Consider the following 22,713-nt stretch of genomic DNA (forward strand, 5'->3'; position numbering starts at 1 on the left):
TATAGTTATTAAACATATAAGTTTTTACCCATTCCTTTATTTTAAAGTAAATGGGTTTTTTAATTAAAAGGAGATACTAAAATGTGACCAACAACACCTATTATTGAAGCAGAATTTAATGATAAAGATGATAAAAATGCTATTTCTACAAAATTTAAAGAAAATGATGAAAATTGACATAATGGTAAAACTTTTCTATTTGAAAGTGAAGAAAATGAAGATGAAGATATAAAACATTCTCAATTTAAAACAATTATTGAAGAAAATAATAGAAATTAATAATAAACCTGTTTTATTATTAGAATTGCATGATGATGAAAAAGAAGAAGTTGTTCAACAAATTAGACATTTAAGTAGTGATCAATTCTTCAATGAGTTTAATGAAAATGAAATTTCAAAAAATAAGAAATTTATTAAATTAACTGAAGATGATACAACAACTATTGTTAGAATGCCATTTTTAGATTTTATTAATAGTGTCAATCAAGGACAAACAGAAGAGTGAGATGCTAGTATAAAAGATTCAAAATTTAGAAAAATTTTATGAAAAATATCAAAAGTAACAATGTTTTTAGTTGCTTGAGCTGGTATTGGTCTTTTAAGTGGTTTAGTTGTTGGTCCATTAATAACTCCTCTTGTACCACCACTTGTTGCAGGAGCACTAATTGCTTTAACTTGTGGAGCTATCGTTGGTGGAACTGTTATAGCATGAGAAACATATAAAGACAAAATAAAAGCATGATTATTACCTAATTGAAAACGTAAAAAAGATTTACAATTACAAAAAGAATTAAGAAAAGGAAAGACAAAATCAAAACAATGATTTTTAAGTTTAACGCGTGAAGCAAAAGTACAGGCATTTGCAAAAAGTTTTGGTAAAATTTGAGATAGTAATAAAAATAAAACATTTGAAAATATTCAAAAAGAATTAAGTAAAAAAATTGAAAAAAATAAACAAGATGTAAAAACTCAAGAATTTTCAAAAATTTATGCTCAAAAAGTTCAACAATGAAATGAAAATTGAAATGAAACAGTTGAATTTTCACAAAATTCAAAACCTAGAGATATCAGAAAAATAAAAGAAGTTTTTAATGAAAGTGATGCAACTAAAAAGCATATGTGTGATGGTTTTTTTATAAACCAAAACAAGTATGAGAATAATTTCAAGAAGAAAAAAAATGGAAAATGTAAGAAATTTATTTGAAAATCCTGAAAAAAATGATAATCTTGAAAGAGAAGATATTAGAAAGAAATCACCAGTTAAAAATATGAGAAGAGCAAGTTTATAATTTAAAAAAGGAGACACATTATGGATGAAAAAGAAAAAGTAGATAAAATACTTACTAAATCAGCTATGCAAAGAGCTAAAGATATGAAAGAAAGACTAGCACAAAAAGCTGAGAAAGCAGCACGTGAAAAGGAAAAAGCAGATAGTACTAAAAAAGAACAGCAATCAAAAAAACATATTTCATTTTCAAAATAAATAGGAGGCTTTTTAATAATCTGTGTATCTTTGTTTTACAAAGTTACTAATTTAGATTAATTCTGTCTTCAAATTTTATCATAAAATGAGCAATTGCTGTATTTCAATTTTGAATAGGCAATGTTCATTTTTTTGTTATATTTTCAATTGCTAAATAAAATATTTTAAAAACTGCCATATCATTAGGAAAAACTTTTTTATTTCTGATGATTTTTCGTAATTGACTATTTACAGATTCAATAGCATTTGTAGTATAAATCACTCTTTTGATTTCTACTGGATAACTAATAAAAACCATTAAATTATCTCAATTTTTATATCAAGATTTAGTAATTTGAGGATATTGTTTATTTCATTTACTTTCAAACGATTCTAAAGCTTGCATTGCTTGTTCTTCACTACATGCACTATAAATTGGTTTTAAATCTGCAACTAGACCTTTTCGATGTTTGTATGAAACATATTTTAAACTATTTCTAATTTGATGAACAATGCATAATTGATGTTCTGTTTTAAGATAAACTGATTGTATTGCTTCTGACATGCCTGTTAAATTATCACTACAAGCAATAAGAATATCATTTAAGCCACGATTTTTCATTTCTGTGAAATTAGATAATCAAAACTTAGAACCTTCATTTTCACTAATTCATAATCCTAAAACATCTTTTTTGCCTTCTAAATCAACTCCTAATGCTATATAAACTGATTTGTTAATAATCCGTTTATCTTGTCGTACTTTAACTACTATACAATCAAAATAAACAATAGGATAAATACTTTCTAATGGTCGATTTTGTCATGCTTTAACATCATCAATAACATCATCAGTAATTTGACTAATAACACTTTCACTAATATCAGCACCATGATATAACTCTTGCAACTGCATTCTAATGTCAGATAATGTCATTCCTTTTGCATACAAGGAAAGAACTTGTTGATCAAAACCATCAAATCTTCTTTGCCTTTTAGGAACTATTACAGGAGTAAAATTACTATTGCGATCTCTTGGTACATCAATTTCAATTTTACCTTGTTGAGTTATTAATTTTTTTGAACTTGTACCATTACGAGCATTTTCAGTAGTACTATGTTGATTTTTTTCATATCCTAAATAATTTTGCATTTCAGAATTCAACATTTTTTCAACTAATCTTTTTGTTAATTCTTTATATAAACCGCCAGGTTTAAAAACTGTTGTTAAATCTTCAGTATTTTCTAGTAATAAATCTACTGCTTTTGATATTGGATCATTATTATTAAAGTTATCTTTTTTAGCCATCTGTAACTCACTCTTTCTAGTCATTTAATTATATTTACTAGAATTAATTAAACATAGTTATTTTTGTAAGTTACACAGATTACTAAACATTTCCATAAATAGTTTTTTAAAAGTCTACTGATAAATAAAAAAAGTTAGGTAATACTTATTTTAAAAATATTACCTAACTTTTTTTATGTTAAAGTTTTAATAAATTTTAGAACTTCATCATAGTTTGGTTCTAATGTTACTTCTTTAACAATTTGTAAATATATAACTTTGTTATTTTTATCAACAATGATAATAGTACGTGCTAATAATTGGATTTCATCAATTAATAAATTAGTAGTATTACTAAAATTATTTTCATTATTACGATAATCACTTAAAATATGAAAATTATTATTCATTTTTAGTTTTTCACAAAAGCGATTTTGAGCAAATGGTAAATCTTTGGAAATAGTAATAATAACTAAATCTTTTAATTTAGTGGCCTCTTTATTAAAGTGTATAGTTTGTAAAGCACAAGTTTTAGTATCAATGCTTGGTACACTAGAAATAATTTTAAATTTATTAGTGAATTTTTCCAAATTCATATTATCCATTGTTTTATTAACTGCAGAAAATGATAAAGTATCTCCAACTTTGATTATTTCATTTTTAATATGAACGGGTTTACCTTTAATTGTTAATTGCAACATAATATTTTTTCTCCCTTTTTATCAAATGTATTTATAATATTATTATAACTAAATTTATTAAAGATAATCTATTAAGGAGTAACAAAGTGTTAAAAATTTTAAATAAATTTAAAATTGTGATTCAAGAATTTAAAGTGGTTTTTAAAGCAGTGGGGACTAAATACATTTATAAAAATAAAAGAACAGTTATTAAAAGTATTGCACTATGTTTTATTCCATTTTTATATGCGTTTATTGCTTTATGAGCTTTTTTTAATCCATTGGGAAATATTAATCGTTTACCAATTGCTTTAGTTAATAATGATAGTTCTGCAGTAGGAATTAATCGTGTTATTAATAGACATAATTTAAATTTGGATGATGAAAATCCTAATAGTAGTGGTGCTTATGAATTTAAAATTAATGATTTACAAATTAACAATGAGAAAAAAACATTTACTGTTTATTATTATGATGATTGAAAAAGTTATTATCAACATCAAAATGACAAAACTTTTTTAACTGAAATTATTATTGATAGTTGTTTTACTAAGGATTTTAATGATTTTTTTAAAAAAGCTTTTAAAGTAGTTATTGAAAATATTAAAACTCCAGGAAGAATTTGGAATCTTATTAATCAAATTACTATTAGACCAAAAATTAGTTTACAAGCTTCATATAAAGTTAGTCCGATTTTAGGTGAAATTAATGATTTTGCTTTAAATGCATTAAAAGATAATATTTTTAGTAAGTTTTTACCTGTTGTTATTAGTGATCAAGTATTTGATTATTGAGATAAAGATGCTTCTGATTCAGGTTATCAGCATTTACAACCAATTTTAAAAGAAATTTATGGTATTATTTCAATTGCTGTTCCTGGTTTAGGTCTTCATGCTGAACAATTTAATATTGATATTGATAGTGTAACAAGCAACAGAGATATTAAACATATTAAAGTTTTAGAACATGATTATTGAATGAATCATACTTTATTGGCACCTATTAACTTTATTAATTTTAATATTAATATTGAAGGTCAAGATAAATCTCCTTATGGATTTGGTTTAGGACCATATTTCATGTGTATTGGAATGTGAGTAGGTACTTTATTATTAACTTTTACTTTTATTAGAAATAAAGATATTCCAAAAACTAAATTTTGATCAAACTATTTAGCTAAATCAGCATGAATGATTATTTTTGGTTTAATTCAGTCAACAATTTTAGTAACTTCATTATTACTATTATTTAATAATATTGATTTATGACAACGTTTTTGACAAATGTTTTTATACATGTGATTAATAGCAATTATTTTTGACTTGGTTGTTCAATCAATTGCTCACATGTTTCGTAATCATGATTTAGGTAGATTTTTAATTGTTATTCTTTTAATATTACAACTTTCTTCATCAAGTGGTACTTTTCCTGTTGAATTAGAACCCAAGTTTTTTCAAGTAATGTATAATTTTTTACCATTTAGTTATGCAATAAAAGGACTAAGAGAAATTCTTATTAATCCTAATCCAATGACTATTTTATGAAGTATTGGTTGTTTATTAATATTTATTATTATTATTTTAGTACCATTATCATTGTTACTTAATTGATGATATGATCATAAAGATGCAAAAAATCAAGTTGGAAATAAAAAAATTAAATTAGTTGTTAATAATTCTTCATCATTAAATAATAAAACTACTACTGATGAAAATTAAACATTATATTTTTAGGTGTCCTTTTTTATTAATATTTTCTAATAAAAATAGAGTACTTTAAAGAATGTTATATATTATTTTTTCAAAAAAACTTAATTTATAAAATAAAAAACATAAAAAAGTAAAAGAAGAAAATGACTTATGTATTAAAAAATTATTAATAATGTTACTATAACATATTTTGCTAGTTAAGGGACTATGCTTTCAATTAATACTCATGTTTCTAATAATAAATTGATTAAAATTTCTTTTGTAATAACCATGAAACATTTTCAAAATTGGAAGGAGTAAGTGGTGTAATTTAATTAATAACTAGCGAACAAAAAGGAATGTTTATTATGTGTAGAAATATATGATATATTCATATAGTTTAAAGATAATTTTATGATGTATTGTTAGCTGTTTAATAGTAATAATTAAAGTACTTTAATTATTAATCAAAGTGGAAAATTTTCTTAGCCCACACTTTATATATAATTTGATAAAATAGACTTAGAAAATATTAGAGTTAGGAGTAGAAAATGAAGAAAATTATTTTAAATCCAAATATTTGTGCTGATGAGATTGAACTTACTATTAAAAAACAAGGATGAGAAATTATTGATAAAAAATATGATTTTTATCAACCATACGTTAGTATTTTTGATAATTTAAATTATGAAGCAAAAGTAGATTTGTATATTGCTTTTAAAACTGCAGGTAACTTTGTTCATAAGGTATATTGCTATTTTTTAGAATTTGATACAAATAATATTTTAAAATATCAGAAATTAAATCACCAGAACATCCTAAGGGACAAATGACAACACGAATTGCTGATTTTAAGTATTATAAAACTACTGGTAATCTAGGTTTTACTCCTTATAAAAGTCCAATATCTGGTCAACCATATAACTTAAGTCATAATTATCACAGTTTTTTTAATTCATTAATTGAATCAGAAGCAAGAAATGAATTAAACTATGTTTGTATTTTATTAAAATATGATAATCATGCTCGAAGCAAGAAAAGACTTCGATATTTTGTTAATTCGTATAAAAAGTTTATTAAATCATTTCTTTTTAAATTTGAAAAATTTGAAATTAGAAAAACACGTGCTTTATTAAGAGCAGAAATATTAAAAGGACAAAAAAAGAAAAAAGTTACCAATCCCGCAAAGCGAAACGTTATTAAATCTAATAATACTGAAACCGTTATTATTGAAGGTAATTTAAAAACTATTTTTGATCATAAAAATATGACTGTTAAAGTTATTAAAGAAACAGATAATATAGAAAAATCTACTTTAGAATCTAAAAATAAACTTAAAAATAGTAATCAAAAAAATAAAAAATAAATGTTGATAAACCTTCACTTAAAATTGTTAAAGAAGTGTTATAATTATTTATAAAAGGGAGGAAATATTTATTATGCTACTAACTTTTATTTTATATACAACTTCATTTGAATCCGAACACTTAGATTCTTTTTTAGCAAAGATTTTTGTAAATAAAAAAACTAATTTTGAAGTTGTTGTTGTTGATGATGGCATTAACAATGAAAATTTGGAGATATTTAGTAAATATTTTAAATTATATCCACAAAATTTAAAAATGATTACTAATTATCAAGTATCAGGTATTGCCATTAGTCGTAATCTTGGTCTTAAATATATTTCCGGACAATATGTAGTTATTTTAAATCCAACTGAAATTCTTAGCGTTAATTTTGTTGAAACAGTTAATAAAATTTTAGATAATAATAAAGATTTAGATTGTATTGAATATTGTGTTCGTTATGAATTTGATATAAATAATGTTTTTCATTCAACAATTAGAACTGAAGTTAATAAATTATATAATTTAAATACAACACAAGGAAAAATAGTCTTTGCTTTAACAACACCAGTTTTAACAACAAAAATCATGAAAGTTAGTATTATTAATGAATATAATTTACAATTTCGTAAAGAAATCCAATTTGATAGTTTATTTTTATACTCATTTTTAGCACATTGTAAAACATATTATGCAATTAATGAAACATTATTAACGTCTAAAAATAACACATTGGAAAATGATAATATTTTTGAACTAATTCATCAATGAATACATATTTTAAACTATTATAATAATTATAAAATTAAAAAAGTTTTATATGAAGAGTTGGAATATGCTTTTGTTAGATACTATCTATATACTCTTTTAAGATTTATTAGTATTTCTAAAAAACCTGCATTAATTGAAAAAACATATAATCGTGTCAAAGAAATTATTGAATTTAAATTTAAAAATTTTAAAAAAAATTCTTATTTTAATACTATTAATCCAAATGATAAATTTACCACTTATGCTCCTGATCTAAGTACTTATTTTAAGAAATATTTTAAAGATAATAATATTAGAGATGATTCAAAATATTGAGAGTAAAAAAATGAATATTAAAAAATTAGATACAACCGAAACATATATAATAGCTAAAACATGAAAACGTATTATTGCACGTATTTTTGACGTGATTTTTGTTAGTTTAATCCCATTAATAATTGGATTAGCAATCCATTATTTAGATAATAAAGGTAATCAAGAATCATGACAATTAATAATTATTTTTATTATTAATATAATTATTGTTATTATATATTTTGTTATTATTCCATGAAAATGTAAGGGTCAAACTTTAGGAAAATTAATTTTTCAAATAAGATTAGTAAATGAAAAAAATCAAGATTTAAAGTTAAAACATTTTTTTTATCGTGAACTATTTTTAGTTTTTATTCCTTTATTATTAACCACTTCAATAATTCTTTTTATGAAATTGACTTTTAATGAAAACATTGCTACTATTAATAGTAATAGTACTTTAAATTCTTGATTAAATATTCTTATTCGTTCTGTAGTTAGTTTTGATTTTGCTTGGTATTGTGGGATTATGATCGTCACTAAAATTGATAAATATCATCAGCTATTCTTTGATCGTAATCATAAAACTTTTGTCATTAACAAGAAACCGCTTGCAACTAATAAACGGAAGATATTAACTAACGTTAATGATCCACATATTCATTTAGTTTATTCTCAACCAGGAAATATTAATGATGACGAATTAGAAAATATAAATAGTCTTTAATAGTATATACTCTTACTAACTTAAGGATAAATAACATGGATAAAACAAAACTTTTAGAAAATCTAAATGAACAACAACTACAAGCAATTATTAATGTTGATGGCCCATGTCGTATTATTGCGGGGGCTGGAGTTGGAAAGACGCGGGTTATAACATATAAAATTGCTTACTTAATTAATGTAATTAAAATTGCTAGTGAAAAAATATTGGCATTAACTTTTACTAATAAAGCAGCACGCGAAATGAAAGAACGAATAATGCAACTTTTAAATGATATCAACATTAATGTTAATATTGTTACTTATCATGCATTATGTGCCAAAATATTAAGAAGAGATATTCATCATTTAAATATTAATAATAATTTTAATATTATTGATCAAGAAGATCAACGAAAAATATTAAAAGATATTTTTCAAAAAGAATTTTCACATAAAGCTGAATTGCAGGAGTTAAGATTATTAAGTTCTAATATTTCTAACTGAAAAAATAATTATCTTTCTCAAGATGAATTATTAGCTGATTATCAAAATCAAGATGAGTGAATTTTACGTATCAAAGTTTTTGAATCGTATAAAAAATATCAATTTATTAATTCATGTTTAGATTTTGATGATTTATTATTATTAGTTGAACGTCTATTTAAAGAATTTCCACATATTTTAACAAAATGAGAAAAGAAATTTGATTTTATTTTAGTTGATGAATTTCAAGACACTAATGATATTCAATATAATATTTTATTGTCACTTGCTAAAAATCATAAAAATATTACTGTAGTTGGTGATCCCGATCAAACTATTTATAGTTGAAGAGGAGCAAATATTAATTTAATATTGAATTTTACTAAACAATTTCCTAATACACAAACATTTATTTTAAATCAAAATTATCGTTCAACAACTAAGATTTTAAATACAGCTAATAGTTTAATTAAAAATAATGTTCAACGTATTGAAAAAGAACTGTTTACTAAAAATGATCTTGGTAATGATATTGTTATGTATCATGCTAGTAGTAGTGATCAAGAAGCACATTGAGTTGCAACAACTGTTAAAAAAATTCATTTAAAATATCATTTAGATTTGAATAAAATTGCTATTCTTTATCGTAATAATTATTTATCAAAAGATTTAGAACAAGCTTTGATTAATAATAATATAAATTATAAAATTTTTGGTGGTTATAAATTTTTTGAACGTAAAGAAATTAAAGACATTTTGGCATATTTAAAAATTATTGTTTGAAATGATAATATATCAATGATTAGAATTTTAAATGCAACACCTAAAATTGGACCAAAAGCTATTGATAACTTATTATTACTTGCTAATGAACAATCACTAACTTTAAATGAATACTTATTTAAATTTCAGTATGGATTACCAAAAAATTATCGTCAACATTTACAACCTTTAATTAATTTAATTAATGAGATGCAAACTAATATCAAAGATGTTACTTCTTTACATAACATGGTTGAAAATTTATTAAATAAAAATAATTATTTAAAAAAACTAGAAGATAATCTTGAAAAAGAAAGAATTGAAAATGTTCAACAATTATTAGAACAATTGCTTGAATATGATAGTAGTAATAATGAATTACAAGGCGAAGAATTATTAACGTCATTTTTACAAGAAGTAAGTTTATATACTGATTTAGATGAAAATAGTACTAATAAAGCCGTTAATTTAATGACAATTCACAGTGCTAAAGGTTTAGAATTTGATGTTGTTTTTATAGTTGGCATTAATGAAGGTATTTTGCCTGGAATAGGTAAATCTAGTATAGAAAACTTAGATAAAATTGAAGAAGAACGACGACTTTTTTATGTTTCAATTACTAGGGCAAAAAAATGATTATTTTTATCTAGTGCCGGTGGATATTCATATATCTTGGATCGTATGAAACAACCATCTCGTTTCTTAAAAGATTTAGATCTTAAATATTTAAAAATCATTAATAACGAACATCAAGAAATGGCAGCAACTTATCAAAATCGTAATCATTCTAAATTTAATTACTATAAAACTGATAATAAAGATAAGGTTGAAATAACTAATAATTGAAATGTTGGAGATATAATTATTCATGAAATTTTTGGCAAAGGTATTATTACTAAATTAATTGGTGATAAAATTCAAGTTGCTTTTCATAAAAATCATGGTGGTATTAGAATTATTAGTTCTAATCATAGTGCTATTAAAAAATTTGTATAAATTTATTTTTATTAAAAATGTCTATTTTTTGGACATTTTTAAGTATTTTTAATTAATTTCTTATAAAAAAGTACTTTTTTATAAGAAATTTTTTATTACATATTAATTTTTTCAAGTATAAAATTAGAATTAAGATTTATTTTAATTTAATTTTCCTAATAATATTTTAAAATTGGTGCTAAATTGCCAATTATTTTTTATTTTGAAATAATTTTAGAAAAATTAATATTTTAATAAATCTTATTATTTTAATGAAAGGAAAAAAAGTAATTATGATAAAAATAAATTTAGAAACGTGAAAAGGTTTAATTCGTAATTGAATTGAAGTTAACCCTAATCGTGATGGTCAATCAGTTACTAATAAAGTTAAACAACATGCTAACTATTTATTCCAACCTTATTATGATGGAGGATTATGAATAGGAACAACTCCTAGAGACTTAATTAATGGTAAAGAAATTATATTACATGATGGTAAAAAAGTTTTTAATAAAATAAAAGATTTAAAATCTATTACTTTGGCTTTTGTTCAGCAAGCAATTGCAATTAAAGATAAGTTAGAATTAACTATTGCTGGACAGTCTTTGGGCGCCGGATATGATTATTGAGTAGAAAATAAATTGAAACCAGAAGTGCTTAAACCTTTAGTAAAGAATGATGGTTTTAATAATATTGTTGTTGCTTATGGTGGTGCTGCTTCAGCTGTTGGTTATAATCCATGAGATGTTGCATATACGCTATCTAATAAAGATATTAATAAAGCAGTAGCAATGCTACAACCAGCTTTGATTGAGTATCAAGAACGCATTACTAAATTTGCAGGTTTTGAAACTAAAGATATGCCATTAAATTTAGACTTAGATATTGAAGGGATAAACTTTGATAGTGATCATATTAATGGAATGAAGGTTTTATTTACTACATTAACAAAAATGAAAAGAAATAATCAAAATTGAAACTTTAGTGTTACATTACCAGTAATGCCAACAGGGCTAGTTGGTAGAGATATTGAGAATGTTATTAAAATAGCTTTAGAAATATATCAAAAAGCAGATTTAAAAGTTGAAGATTTATTTACAATTAACATTATGGCTATGGATTATGGTGAAATTGTTGGACAAGAAGTAATTGATAAAGGTTTAACTTTTTTTGATATTGCTAAACAAGCAATTAAAAGTACTGCTAACCAATATTTTGAATTAATAAAACAATATTTTCCAAAATCTAATTTATTACTTACTGATGTTTATCAAAAACTAGGTATTACACCAATGATTGGTATTAATGATGTAAATAATAACTATTTTACTTTAGAAGATGCTAAAGATTTATATAATTGAGCACAAACAAATAAATTAGCAAACATTAGAATATGATCATTAAATCGTGATAGTAATGGTAAGATAGATGAAGTTTGAGGAACAAATAATCACGGATTAAAATATTTAAATGAAGGTGATTTTACAAATGTTTTTACTGGTAATTGAACTTATTGAGTAAAAAGTCCAGTTCGTAAAGTTTAATGTTTTTTTTGATAATTATTATAAAAAATATCAAAATTTAAATAAGAAGAAATTAAGATTTTTTTACTCATTATTTAAGGAAAATTAAAAGTAAAATAATTAGTAATTCTTTATATAACAAATTATAATAATATAATTTGTTATATTTTATTGTTTAATTTGCTAATCACTTTAAAACTACTTTTGTTCTAATATCATAAAATTTTGATAATTAAAAAATAAAAATATTTTTTATCATAAAAATATTTTTTTAAGTTATAATTAAAAAGCCTCTAGATAATCAAAACTTAGAACCTTCATTTTCACTAATTCATAATCCTAAAACATCTTTTTTGCCTTCTAAATCAACTCCTAATGCTATATAAACTGATTTATTAATAATCGGTTTATCTTGTCGTACTTTAACTACTATACAATCAAAATAAACAATAGGATAAATACTTTCTAATGGTCGATTTTGTCATGCTTTAACATCATCAATAACATCATCAGTAATTTGACTAATAACACTTTCACTAATATCAGCACCATGATATAACTCTTGCAACTGCATTCTAATGTCAGATAATGTCATTCCTTTTGCATACAAGGAAAGAACTTGTTGATCAAAACCATCAAATCTTCTTTGCCTTTTAGGAACTATTACAGGAGTAAAATTACTATTGCGATCTCTTGGTACATCAATTTCAATTTTACCTTGTTGAGTTATTAATTTTTTTGAACTTGTACCATTACGAGCATTTTCAGTAGTACTATGTTGATTCTTTTCATATCCCAAATAATTTTGCATCTCAGAATTCAACATTTTTTCTACTAATCTTTTTGTTAATTCTTTATATAAACCGCTAGGTTTAAAAACTGTTGTTAAATCTTCAGTATTTTCTAGTAATAAATCTACTGCTTTTGATATTGGATCATTATTATTAAAGTTATCTTTTTTAGCCATCTGTAACTCACTCTTTCTAGTCATTTAATTATATTTGCTAGAATTAATTAAACATAGTTATTTTTGTAAGTTACACAGATTACTAAACATTTCCTTTTAATATATTAAATTTTTTCTTTATTTTTTGTTTAATAATGACACTAATTGTGCTTTTGGTAAATTATTCATTTCATTTTGATATTGTTTAAACATATTTTTACATGTTGTAAGTTCAGTTAATGCTTCTTTTAAGTTACCTCAACCTTCAATTATGACTTTCTTTTTTTGTAATTCTTTATATTGTAGAAAGAAATTAACAATTTCATCACGTAAATGTTGTGGTACATCTTTTAGATCTTGATACTCATTAAAGCGTGGATCAGAATTAACAACACCAAATAATTTAGTATCAACTTCACCACCGTCAATCATTTTAATCATTCCTAAAATTCTAACTTCTACTAAGCAACCAGGGAAAGTTGGATAAGTAATTAAACTAATAATATCTAAAGGATCACCATCGTAATCTAAAGTTTCAGGAATATATCCATATTCACCGGGATAAAAATTAGCACCATAAAGAACACGATCTAATATCATAGTTTTAGATTTTCAATCATATTCATATTTATTACTTGATCCTTTGGGAATTTCAACTACCATTTGCACAATGTTATTTTCGCTTTTATTCATTAATACTTCATCTCCTTTTAAAAATTAATTTTATTATATAATAAATAAACTTTTTTTTATATATAATTAAAATAATAAATGTATTTTAAGGAGTAAAAGATGAGTTTAAAATATGAGAAAAAGTGACAACAATTTAAAAGTAATATGAATAATTCTTTAAAACTAACTACTCATAGAATAGCATTAGTTAGTAGTTTATTAGCAGTTACGACATTAATGACCTTATTAGAAACACCACCTATTTTTTTACCTTTTTTAAAAATTGATTTTGGTAATACTATTAATTTAATTGCATTGTTAATTATTAAACTTCCTTATAGTTTGTTAATTGCCATTATTGTTCCTTGACTAAGTTTAATCTTACCTCATTTTCCTTCTGGTAATGCTGAACCAATTGGTGAATTTGCTTATATGTTAAATACTATTACTTTATTGTTATTATATAGTAGTTTTAAATTATTATTTAAGCAATTACCATTTTGAAAAACGCAATCTAATAATTCTTGAAAACGATTAATGATTATTGAAATACCAACAATTGTTATTACTTGTATTTTAGTATCATTAATTAGTGCTTTTTATAATTGAGCTTTTATTTTAGACATGTATGGTGCTGCTGATCTTAAAGATAAGATTTGAATTGTATTTGTACCATTTAATTTAATTAAATTTACTTCAGTTTTGTTTTTATATTTATTATTAGTTAGGCCAGTACAAATTTTAGTACAACATTTTAATATTTAAATAATATATTTTAATTGATCTTTTTTTATTTCTATTACTAAAGATTCTTCATTATTTTGCTTTATTTCTGATTCTTCTCAAGGTCTTCAAATATTTACTTCTTCTTTATAATCTTCATCAATTACTAATCGTTCTGAATCACTATCTTCTTCTGAATTATCAAAATAGTTGTTTTCTATTTGTTTGTTAATATTTACTGATAATAAATTTATTGCTTGTTGTTGATTTAAAAATTCTTCTTTATAATTTTGATTCTCATTATTATCACAATTTATTTCCGCAATATTGATAGCTTCTTCTAATATATCTTTTGGAGTTGAGTTGACTGAATGTTTTGTTTTAAGTTCATTCTTTCTTGCTTTTTGTTTTCAAATTCAAATTGTTGTTTTTGAAATGCCAGTTTCTTTTTTGATTTCATCATAACTTTTACCATCTTGTAAATATTGTAATACTTTTTCTTTTATTTAGAGTGTATATTTTTTTGCCATCTTTTTATCTTCCTTTTCTTTTTCAATATTTAATTTAATAAAAATCCTAATACAGAAAAATATCTATATAAGGATTTAACACTGTTTAAATTAATGATTAATATTATAATTTATTTTTTAGTTTTTGTTATTTTTATTGTAATAAAAATTATTTATCAAATTATTATTATGATATTTTCATTGTTAATTAATTTTCTAAATTAGAGTAGTATTAATAGTTTTTATAAAAATTTAATAAATGTCTTGTTTTTTAATTAAAAGTAATTTATAATTTTTATAAATAAGTATTTATTTAATTAAATACCTATTTTAAAAAGGATAAGTTATAATGAGAGTTAAAAGTGTTGACCAAGAAAAAGAAAAAGTAGATATAAAAACAAAGAAAAAAATAAATATTAATTCAAAACAACAAATTTTTAATATTACTTTGACAGGAATTTTATTGGGATTAGCTGTTGCTTCTTCATTAATTGAAATACCTATTCAGTTTATGGGAGTAATTTTACCATTAAGAATTTTTGATTCATTAATTATTGCTTTTGCTTTACCAATTATTGGTTTATATTATACATTAGCAATTGGTATTATCGAACCTTGATTACATTTATTAGCAGATAGTGATCATCCACCAATTCAAATTTTCTTTGATAATATTGCTAATATTTTATTTATTGTTTCTTTTTATTTTATTTACTACTATCTTTTTAAATTGTGCAATAAAAGTAAAAATTTAAAAGTAGATACTATCAAAAAAATAAGTGCTGGTCTAGTAATAGTACCCTTAAATGCGATTATTGCTACTTTATCTTTTGCTTTAACTTTAGTAGTACTTTATTTTAGTCCTAACCTACCAAGACCTGATGAATATGATAATAATATTCTTAATTTTAATAATCATTCAGTAATTATATTATTTATTTTACTTGGTATTGAAATTTTAAGATTTATTTTTATCTTTATCTTATTTAGTTTAGTTGAAAGAAAGATAGGTTCTGCTAAACGTTATTATTTTTAATAAAAAGTATTTTATTTTATAAAATAAAATGTTAAATTAATACTTATTAATTAAAAATAAAATTAGGGAGCAATATATGAAGTTAATAGTTATTTTAATTATTATCATGAGTATTATTTTTTTAATTGGTTTTATAATAATATTTTTTCTGAAATTAAGAAAAAAGAAAATAAAATCATCAAGGAAAATAAAATATTGTTTATGTGTTCCAAATTCTTATCATAGCATTATCAAGAATAGAAAGTTTAAAAGTAATAATGATTTAGTAAATAATAAAAAAGTTTTGGAAATGTTAACATATTTATAGGAAAGAGATATCGCTAATTATAATAATATTATTCCTACCTTTTATAGCATTTTAGAAAAACCTATCCAATATAATTTGGAAGCTAATAAAAATGTTAATTATTTATTAACTAATATTGTTGATATTTTATGTCATCATCATCACTGTATAGTAAATCCCTTACATTTGATTAAACATTTGTTTAATAAATGTAATAATAAATTACATCAACACAAAAAACATTCTCATTTTACTCAAGAGAATAATCATTCAGTTAAACCAACACATGTTTTTAATAAAACACAAACTAATGCTTCTACACCAAAAACTAATGTTTCTATACCAAAAAAACATAATAAACATACTTTCTCATAAATTTATAAATATTCCTTTACTAGTTATTAGTCCTAACTTAACAAAAACGGAATATCTAATTAAATTCATAATTAAAATGTATTAAGTATCTACTAATTTAACTTATTAGTAGATATTTTTTTTAAAAATAAAATTTACTGTACATTATTTTGTAATAGTTTATAATAATAAGAAAATCATTATAAATGGAGTGTAAAATATGAGACGAAAATTAAATTTTTTTTTTACTACCAGCCTTTTATTAAGTTCTAGTATGTCGCTTTTAGCATTCACAATTGATACAAACAATATTAGTATTAATAATTTTGCTAACAACAATGTTGATACTAAAACAGCAACTAAGCATGCTAATGAAACCTCTATTGTTGGTAAATCGTTATTAATTGGTAAAAATAAAGGTTTTAATACTAATAATTTATTAAATAATATGTATAATCAAGCCCCTTCTATTCAAATTGATAATCTTACAGGTAAGAATAATGGAAATGATTTTATTAATGATTGAACTAGCAACTTAGATGGTAATAGTATTAATACTATTCAGTCTTTATTTCAACGTAATGGTATTAATCAATCTAAAGTTGACACTATCGCCAATAATATTAATAGCTATAGTAGTTATCGTGACATATTGCCAATGGTTAAAAATTATTTAAATAATTCTATTTTATCTAATGATGATACTGTTAATATGATTGATGGAATGTTAAAAAATATTAAAAATTTAATACCAAATATTAATGATTACTTATCTTATACTAATTATATTCCAATTATAACTAATACTATTGATGAATTATTAGCAGATTGAGATCAAGAAGATAATTTTAGTGGTAATACTACTTTTGAAAAAATGCAAGATTATATGTCAAAGAAAGCGACATTTGCTCAAGCTTGAAATATTCCAAGTCATGAAAAGTGATACTATGTTAAAGATGAAGCAAAAAATTGAAATTGAAATCAATTTTATGAATATATAGCTGGTGTTAATTTTAATTATATGTTTAAGTCAATATCAGGAAAATATATTGGTGAAATGATTAGCGATAATATTAAATATGCTTTATGAGGTGCTGGACCTATTGGTTTTAATTCTGATAATTTTAATGCTACATTTAGTGAAACTCTTAATAAGATTTTAACAAATCCAGTGGCATGACCTTATTTAATAAAAACAATAATACCAATGGTTAAAAGCGAAGTATTAAAATTAACTAATCCAACTTTTGGCATTGATAGTATTACTTGAGATGATAAAACACTACTTAAAAATAATACAGTTCAACTAAAAAAAGTATTAACTATTTTTCAAGAATTAATATCTTCAAAAGATAATATGCTTAAATTAGTTACCAATTTAATGACCGGACCTTTTGGTGAAGATATTATTGCGAAAGCTACCTTTGCATGAACTGATTCATATTGAACATTACCTGAGATTCAAAAGAAATTTTCTTTTATTTCAGCTATTAGTGATATTCCTCAACAAGTTGTTAATAGTTTAGAATCAGCAATTAAAAATGTTCCAATTAGTGACACAATTAATAAAATATTTGAGTTTACTAATAAATATTTAACAACAAATCCATTAATTGATTTAAAAGATTTAGTAAAATATTTAGATTTAACTTTCGGTAGTAAAGATTTTATTAATGCTTTAAATAATCTTAAATATATTATTAATCATCCAACAACAGATAATATTAGTAAAACTAAAGAAATATTACAATTATTAGGTGTTCAATTTGGTGGTGAAACTAATTTTAAACAAGATAGTGTTTTTGCAAACTTTTCTAATTGATTAAATACTTCTACTAGTAGTTTAAATTCCTTACTAAATATAATAGTTGATAAAAAACATCATAATGGTATTCTTGATAATATGTTAAAGGACCAAGAAAATTTATATAAAGATATGTATAGTAAATATTTTGATATTAACAATAATAGTTATTTTACTTTAAGTGATATTGCAATGAATACATTTAAACATGATGATGGTAGTGTTAGTGCAGTTTTAAGTTATAAAATTAAAAATAATTTAGATAATAAAAGTTATGATATTACATTTAAAAATGCTAATTTTCTTACAAGTAAAATCTTTAAAATAAAATTATTTCATATTAGTCAATAATTTTTAATAATTTTCTTCAATAATTAGATATTTTAATTTAAAAAGTATCTTAATATACAAGACGGTTATTGCATTTTTTCTTTAAACAATTTAAAATATAGATAACTTATAGATTTAAGAAAAAGTTATTGGGGAAAATAAAGGGGACTAATTATGAAATCATTATTAACAAGATTAAGTGTTTTAACACTTGCAACAACCATAGGAAATTTAATCAATATTTTAAATACCATTGAAGAAAAAAAGTAATGTAAAGATTGTTGTTTACATTACTTAATATTTTTCTATTTTCTTTATTTTGAATATTGTTTTTTAAATGTTTTGATTTTATAATGTATATGAACAGACAAGAAATATGTGCTTAAATCATTAAGCCTGTTTAGTATTATTACCTAAACAGGTTTTTTTGCTGTTTAATTAGAGAAATTTTAACTTAGAAAGAAGAGTAATTAAATGATAAATAATCAAGAACAGTATAAAAAAATTATTACTATTGCTTTAAATGCTATTGGTGCTGGTAGTGCTGGTGCAACTACTAAATTATTACATAATGCTCGTCAAGTTTCACAATGATTAAATTTAGCAAATGCTTTAAATAGGGGTGTTTTTGGGACAGCATTTACATTTTTACCAGATAGTAAAAAAGTAGCAACATTAATAGAAGTTTGAAAAATATTAACAAATACCTCATATATAGTTACAACATTAGATGTTAATTTTATTAAAACAATATTTACTAAAGCAAGTAATTGAGATTTAACAATTCCTAATTTACTACCATTTATTAGTTTTGAAATATCTGCTATTTCTGGTGTTTTGGCTGGAACAACAACACTTACACGTATTTATTTTACTAATAAAGATTCAACAACTAATAAAATATTAAAGTCAATTGAAGATGGTTTTAATTTATTATGTCCTTTTGCTGCAGTTATTGGAGGAGGATCATTATTTTGAACACCTGGTCTTGATTCAAAAATTATTGCTCCAATTTTTGCTACACTTGATGGAGTTTCTGGAACTACTAATTGATTAATAAATAAATTTTGAAATGCTATTGATTTTTAAACTAATAATGAAAATCAGAGCATATTGGATAATGAAGAAAATGGTACTTTATTAATTAATGATGAAGAATTTAAGACAAGATGTAATGAAACAAATATTGATAATGATTCATCTTCATTAAACTCTGTTAATTCAGTTTTTGTTGCTAATTAGTAATAGTTTTTTGTTAAATTTATTTAAATAAATTTTTAAAATTTAATAATAAAAAACACTAGCATCTTTATTGTTGCTAGTGTTTTTTATTGTTTGATTTGTTAACGTTATGCTAAAAGTAGTGTTTTGTGGGAGTATAAATATTTGTTATTGCATTATCTTAAAAAGCATTCTAAGATATAAATAACTTATAGATTTAATAAAAAGTTATTGAATAAAATAAAAGGGAAGGTTTTCAATATGAAAACATTGATTACTGCACTAAGTGTTTTAACATTTGGGACATCTATTGGAACTTTAAATACTGGTTTAAATAAAACTTCACAAAAAATTGAACTTTTAGATAATAAAACACAACAAGATACTATTTACATTGATAAAGATGGAAAAGAACAAACAACTAATAAAAGAGATTTATCAAATATAAAAACTACCAAAATTACTCAAATTGGTTTTTATAAAAACCAACAAGGTAAAATTCAAGTTGTTAGAATGCCAGAAACAATTAAAGAAGTACCTGACAAATTACCACCAGAAATAACTTCTTTAAATTTTATGTTTTTGGGTGCTTCACAATTTAATCAAGATTTATCAACTTGAGATGTATCTAGAGTAACAAGTATGTTGAGTGTATTTGCTGGAGCTACTTCATTTAATGGAAATATTTCAAATTGAGATGTATCTAATGTAACAGATATGCTTTCTATGTTTAATGGTAGTTTAAAATTTGATCAAGATCTTTCAAAATGAAATACATTAAATGTAAAAAATATGCATGCTATATTTTGTAATGCCAGTGCATTTAATAAAGACCTTTCAACATGAAATACTTCTAATGTAAGAAGTATGAGTGGTATGTTTACTGGTTGTTTTTTATTTAATCAAGATTTATCAGCTTGAGATGTATCTAGTGTAGAAGATATGGTTGGTACATTTGCCAATACTTTAGCATTTAATCAAGATTTATCAACTTGAGATGTATCCAATGTAAGAATTATGACTGGTATGTTTGCTGGCTCAGTATTATTTGATCAAGATCTTTCAAAGTGAGATGTATCCAATGTACTAGATCACACTCATTTTGCTGTTGGTTCAGCAATTTCTGATTCTAATAAATTACCTAAATTTAAAAACTTTTTTATTAATAACACTATTTAATTTGATCAAAAGTATTTAATTTCTAAGTAATTAACTATAATAAAACTTAGAATAGTATAATAAAATATTATATTTGTTTTTTATAAAAGCATATAATATTGACAAACGGTAAGTTTAAAAAGTTTTAACTCATTTCTTTATTTTTTTAAAGTAAATGAGTTTTTATTTTTATTATTGTATGCTCTTTTATTTTACTGACTAGTCATACATTTAAAGTAATCAATTGCAATTATATGCCAAAGGTTATATAATATGGGTAATAGTGGGAAAGTGTGGGTGATATTATGCTACTAGGACAATCATTGTCAACATTAGATGAAAAGAAACGAATGATAATTCCTTCTAAGTTTAGAAGTTATTTTCATAACAATGAGATTGTTATTGTTTCTAAAGGTTTTGAAGGCTGTTTAGTTATTCGTAACGAAATTGAATTTATTAAATGACAAGATAAAATCTTATCACAATCTGAAGGTCAGAAAGAAGCCAGAATTTTGGCAAGACAAGTATTTGCTAATTCAGAAGAATTAACTATTGATAGTAAAGGTCGCATTAATATTCCACATTCATTATTGACACTAGCTGATATTAAACAAAAAGTAATTATGATTGGACTATCCAATAAAATTGAGATTTGATCAGAAACTAATTGAAATAGTTTTAATCAAGATACCAAGGATAAATTTGAGTCAGCGGCAGCAGCTCTAGATGAGATATAAAAATTATGAATAATATCAATGCAAGACACATTTCTGTAATGTTAACAGAAGCAATTGATTTCTTAAATATTAAACCTGATGGTATTTATGTCGATTGTACATTAGGACGAGCAGGTCATAGTAAAGTTATACTATCAAAACTTACCTCTGGCAAACTATATGCTTTTGATCAAGATCAAATGGCCATTGATAATAGTAAAATTATTTTAAAAGATTTTAAAGATAAATATGAAATAATTAAAAGTAATTTTGCTAATATTCAATCTGAGCTTTTAAAAAGAAATATTACTAAAGTTGATGGTATATTATATGATTTAGGTATATCATCACCACAAGTTGATGAAGATATTAGAGGATTTAGTTATATGAAAGATGCTAAGTTAGATATGCGTATGGATCAAAGTCAAAAATTAAATGCGTGAGATATTGTTAATAATTATAATTATGAGCAATTAAAAACAATTATTAAAAATTATGGTGAAGAAGTATTTGCTAGTAGTATTGCTAAAAATATTATTAAAACAAGAACTTTTCAACCAATTGATACCACTTTACAATTGGTTACGATTATTAAAAAATCATTACCAGTAAGAGTATTAAATAAGCATCATCATCCTGCCAAAAAGACTTTTCAAGCATTAAGAATTGCTGTTAATAACGAGTTAGAAACATTAAAATCTTCTTTAAAACAATCTTTGAAATTATTAAATTCTAATGGTAGAATTGTTGTTATTAGTTTTCATTCTTTAGAAGATCGTATTGTTAAACAAACTTTTAATGAAGTTTTAATTGATCCACAAGCGCAATTATATGCTAAATTACCAGTTCATAATAATCGAAAAACAAAATATCAATTAATAATTAAAAAACCAATTACACCAAAGCCTGATGAAATAAATAAAAATCCAAGAGCACGAAGTGCAAAGTTAAGAGTTATTACTTATATTGATTCATAAAAAT

General features: G+C 23.0%; 22 protein-coding genes and 1 pseudogene. 19 read left to right on the forward strand and 4 right to left on the reverse strand.

The annotated features are described in order from the left end of the window. Positions 1 to 81 precede the first annotated feature (81 nt). The 3 genes from AACK94_RS03870 (at position 82) to AACK94_RS03880 (ending at position 1,483) form a co-directional block, all read left to right on the forward strand. On the forward strand, positions 82 to 279 hold the full coding sequence (locus AACK94_RS03870) for a hypothetical protein (RefSeq protein WP_338975200.1): 198 nt from the start codon (positions 82 to 84) through the stop codon (positions 277 to 279). Then, on the forward strand, positions 257 to 1,225 hold the full coding sequence (locus tag AACK94_RS03875) for a hypothetical protein (protein ID WP_338975201.1): 969 nt from the start codon (positions 257 to 259) through the stop codon (positions 1,223 to 1,225). The genes AACK94_RS03870 and AACK94_RS03875 overlap by 23 nt, the downstream gene beginning before the upstream one ends. A gap of 84 nt (positions 1,226 to 1,309) precedes the next feature. Then, positions 1,310 to 1,483 carry a hypothetical protein gene (locus tag AACK94_RS03880; protein WP_338975202.1) on the forward strand — a complete coding sequence of 58 codons (174 nt, stop codon included), beginning with the start codon at positions 1,310 to 1,312 and terminating at the stop codon, positions 1,481 to 1,483. Positions 1,484 to 1,529: 46 nt separating this feature from the next. Here the strand turns inward: AACK94_RS03880 and AACK94_RS03885 are convergent, their stop codons facing one another. After that, complete coding sequence (locus AACK94_RS03885) at positions 1,530 to 2,768, reverse strand: IS256 family transposase (RefSeq protein WP_338976331.1); 1,239 nt, start codon at positions 2,766 to 2,768, stop codon at positions 1,530 to 1,532. Between the two features lie 173 nt (positions 2,769 to 2,941). After that, positions 2,942 to 3,448, reverse strand: coding sequence for a thiol peroxidase (tpx, locus tag AACK94_RS03890; protein ID WP_338975203.1), 507 nt, complete (start codon positions 3,446 to 3,448; stop codon positions 2,942 to 2,944). Between the two features lie 86 nt (positions 3,449 to 3,534). Here tpx and AACK94_RS03895 point away from each other — a divergent pair, with 86 nt between their 5' ends. The 7 genes from AACK94_RS03895 (at position 3,535) to AACK94_RS03925 (ending at position 11,998) form a co-directional block, all read left to right on the forward strand. Next, positions 3,535 to 5,145 (forward strand): YhgE/Pip family protein, encoded by a 1,611-nt coding sequence (locus AACK94_RS03895; RefSeq protein WP_338975204.1) that lies wholly within the window; start codon positions 3,535 to 3,537, stop codon positions 5,143 to 5,145. A 521-nt stretch (positions 5,146 to 5,666) separates the two neighbouring features. After that, positions 5,667 to 5,996, forward strand: coding sequence for a hypothetical protein (locus AACK94_RS03900; protein ID WP_338975205.1), 330 nt, complete (start codon positions 5,667 to 5,669; stop codon positions 5,994 to 5,996). Beyond that, entirely contained in the window at positions 5,945 to 6,481 is a 537-nt protein-coding gene (locus AACK94_RS03905; RefSeq protein WP_338975206.1) for a hypothetical protein, read from the forward strand. Before AACK94_RS03900 ends, AACK94_RS03905 begins: the two co-directional genes overlap by 52 nt. 73 nt (positions 6,482 to 6,554) lie before the next feature. Continuing rightward, positions 6,555 to 7,553, forward strand: coding sequence for a glycosyltransferase family 2 protein (locus tag AACK94_RS03910; protein ID WP_338975207.1), 999 nt, complete (start codon positions 6,555 to 6,557; stop codon positions 7,551 to 7,553). Between the two features lie 4 nt (positions 7,554 to 7,557). Continuing rightward, entirely contained in the window at positions 7,558 to 8,253 is a 696-nt protein-coding gene (locus tag AACK94_RS03915; protein ID WP_281749370.1) for an RDD family protein, read from the forward strand. Positions 8,254 to 8,288: 35 nt separating this feature from the next. Continuing rightward, positions 8,289 to 10,475, forward strand: a complete 2,187-nt coding sequence (locus AACK94_RS03920; RefSeq protein WP_338975208.1) for an ATP-dependent helicase — start codon at positions 8,289 to 8,291, stop codon at positions 10,473 to 10,475. A 272-nt stretch (positions 10,476 to 10,747) separates the two neighbouring features. Beyond that, complete coding sequence (locus AACK94_RS03925; RefSeq protein WP_338975209.1) at positions 10,748 to 11,998, forward strand: hypothetical protein; 1,251 nt, start codon at positions 10,748 to 10,750, stop codon at positions 11,996 to 11,998. Between the two features lie 274 nt (positions 11,999 to 12,272). Here AACK94_RS03925 and AACK94_RS03930 read toward each other — a convergent pair. Next, a pseudogene (locus AACK94_RS03930) lies at positions 12,273 to 12,944 on the reverse strand (IS256 family transposase); the annotation flags it as partial. Positions 12,945 to 13,061: 117 nt separating this feature from the next. Continuing rightward, positions 13,062 to 13,616, reverse strand: a complete 555-nt coding sequence (locus AACK94_RS03935) for an inorganic diphosphatase (RefSeq protein WP_338974782.1) — start codon at positions 13,614 to 13,616, stop codon at positions 13,062 to 13,064. Positions 13,617 to 13,715: 99 nt separating this feature from the next. Here AACK94_RS03935 and AACK94_RS03940 point away from each other — a divergent pair, with 99 nt between their 5' ends. The 9 genes from AACK94_RS03940 (at position 13,716) to rsmH (ending at position 22,709) form a co-directional block, all read left to right on the forward strand. Continuing rightward, entirely contained in the window at positions 13,716 to 14,360 is a 645-nt protein-coding gene (locus AACK94_RS03940) for a hypothetical protein (protein ID WP_338975211.1), read from the forward strand. 816 nt (positions 14,361 to 15,176) lie between these two features. After that, a complete protein-coding gene (locus AACK94_RS03945; protein WP_338975212.1) occupies positions 15,177 to 15,863 on the forward strand; it encodes a hypothetical protein in 687 nt (228 codons plus the stop codon). 382 nt (positions 15,864 to 16,245) lie between these two features. Next, the gene (locus AACK94_RS03950) at positions 16,246 to 16,524 is read left to right on the forward strand and encodes a hypothetical protein (protein ID WP_338975213.1); all 279 of its coding nucleotides are present in this window, start codon (positions 16,246 to 16,248) and stop codon (positions 16,522 to 16,524) included. A 253-nt stretch (positions 16,525 to 16,777) separates the two neighbouring features. Beyond that, the gene (locus tag AACK94_RS03955) at positions 16,778 to 18,658 is read left to right on the forward strand and encodes a hypothetical protein (RefSeq protein WP_338975214.1); all 1,881 of its coding nucleotides are present in this window, start codon (positions 16,778 to 16,780) and stop codon (positions 18,656 to 18,658) included. A 453-nt stretch (positions 18,659 to 19,111) separates the two neighbouring features. Continuing rightward, a complete protein-coding gene (locus AACK94_RS03960) occupies positions 19,112 to 19,726 on the forward strand; it encodes a hypothetical protein (RefSeq protein ID WP_338975215.1) in 615 nt (204 codons plus the stop codon). Positions 19,727 to 19,750: 24 nt separating this feature from the next. Further along, positions 19,751 to 19,879: a hypothetical protein gene (locus AACK94_RS03965; RefSeq protein ID WP_338957576.1), complete on the forward strand. Its 129-nt coding sequence runs from the start codon at positions 19,751 to 19,753 to the stop codon at positions 19,877 to 19,879. Between the two features lie 240 nt (positions 19,880 to 20,119). Next, a complete protein-coding gene (locus AACK94_RS03970; protein WP_338975216.1) occupies positions 20,120 to 21,037 on the forward strand; it encodes a BspA family leucine-rich repeat surface protein in 918 nt (305 codons plus the stop codon). A 284-nt stretch (positions 21,038 to 21,321) separates the two neighbouring features. Next, entirely contained in the window at positions 21,322 to 21,753 is a 432-nt protein-coding gene (gene mraZ / locus AACK94_RS03975) for a division/cell wall cluster transcriptional repressor MraZ (RefSeq protein WP_252320016.1), read from the forward strand. A 5-nt stretch (positions 21,754 to 21,758) separates the two neighbouring features. Then, the gene (rsmH, locus tag AACK94_RS03980; RefSeq protein ID WP_338975217.1) at positions 21,759 to 22,709 is read left to right on the forward strand and encodes a 16S rRNA (cytosine(1402)-N(4))-methyltransferase RsmH; all 951 of its coding nucleotides are present in this window, start codon (positions 21,759 to 21,761) and stop codon (positions 22,707 to 22,709) included. Positions 22,710 to 22,713 lie beyond the last annotated feature (4 nt).

Origin of the sequence: Spiroplasma endosymbiont of Monopis laevigella, assembly GCF_964019975.1 — a bacterium.
In the GTDB taxonomy this organism is placed as follows: Bacteria; Bacillota_I; Bacilli_A; order Mycoplasmatales; family VBWQ01; genus Spiroplasma_E; species Spiroplasma_E ixodetis_A.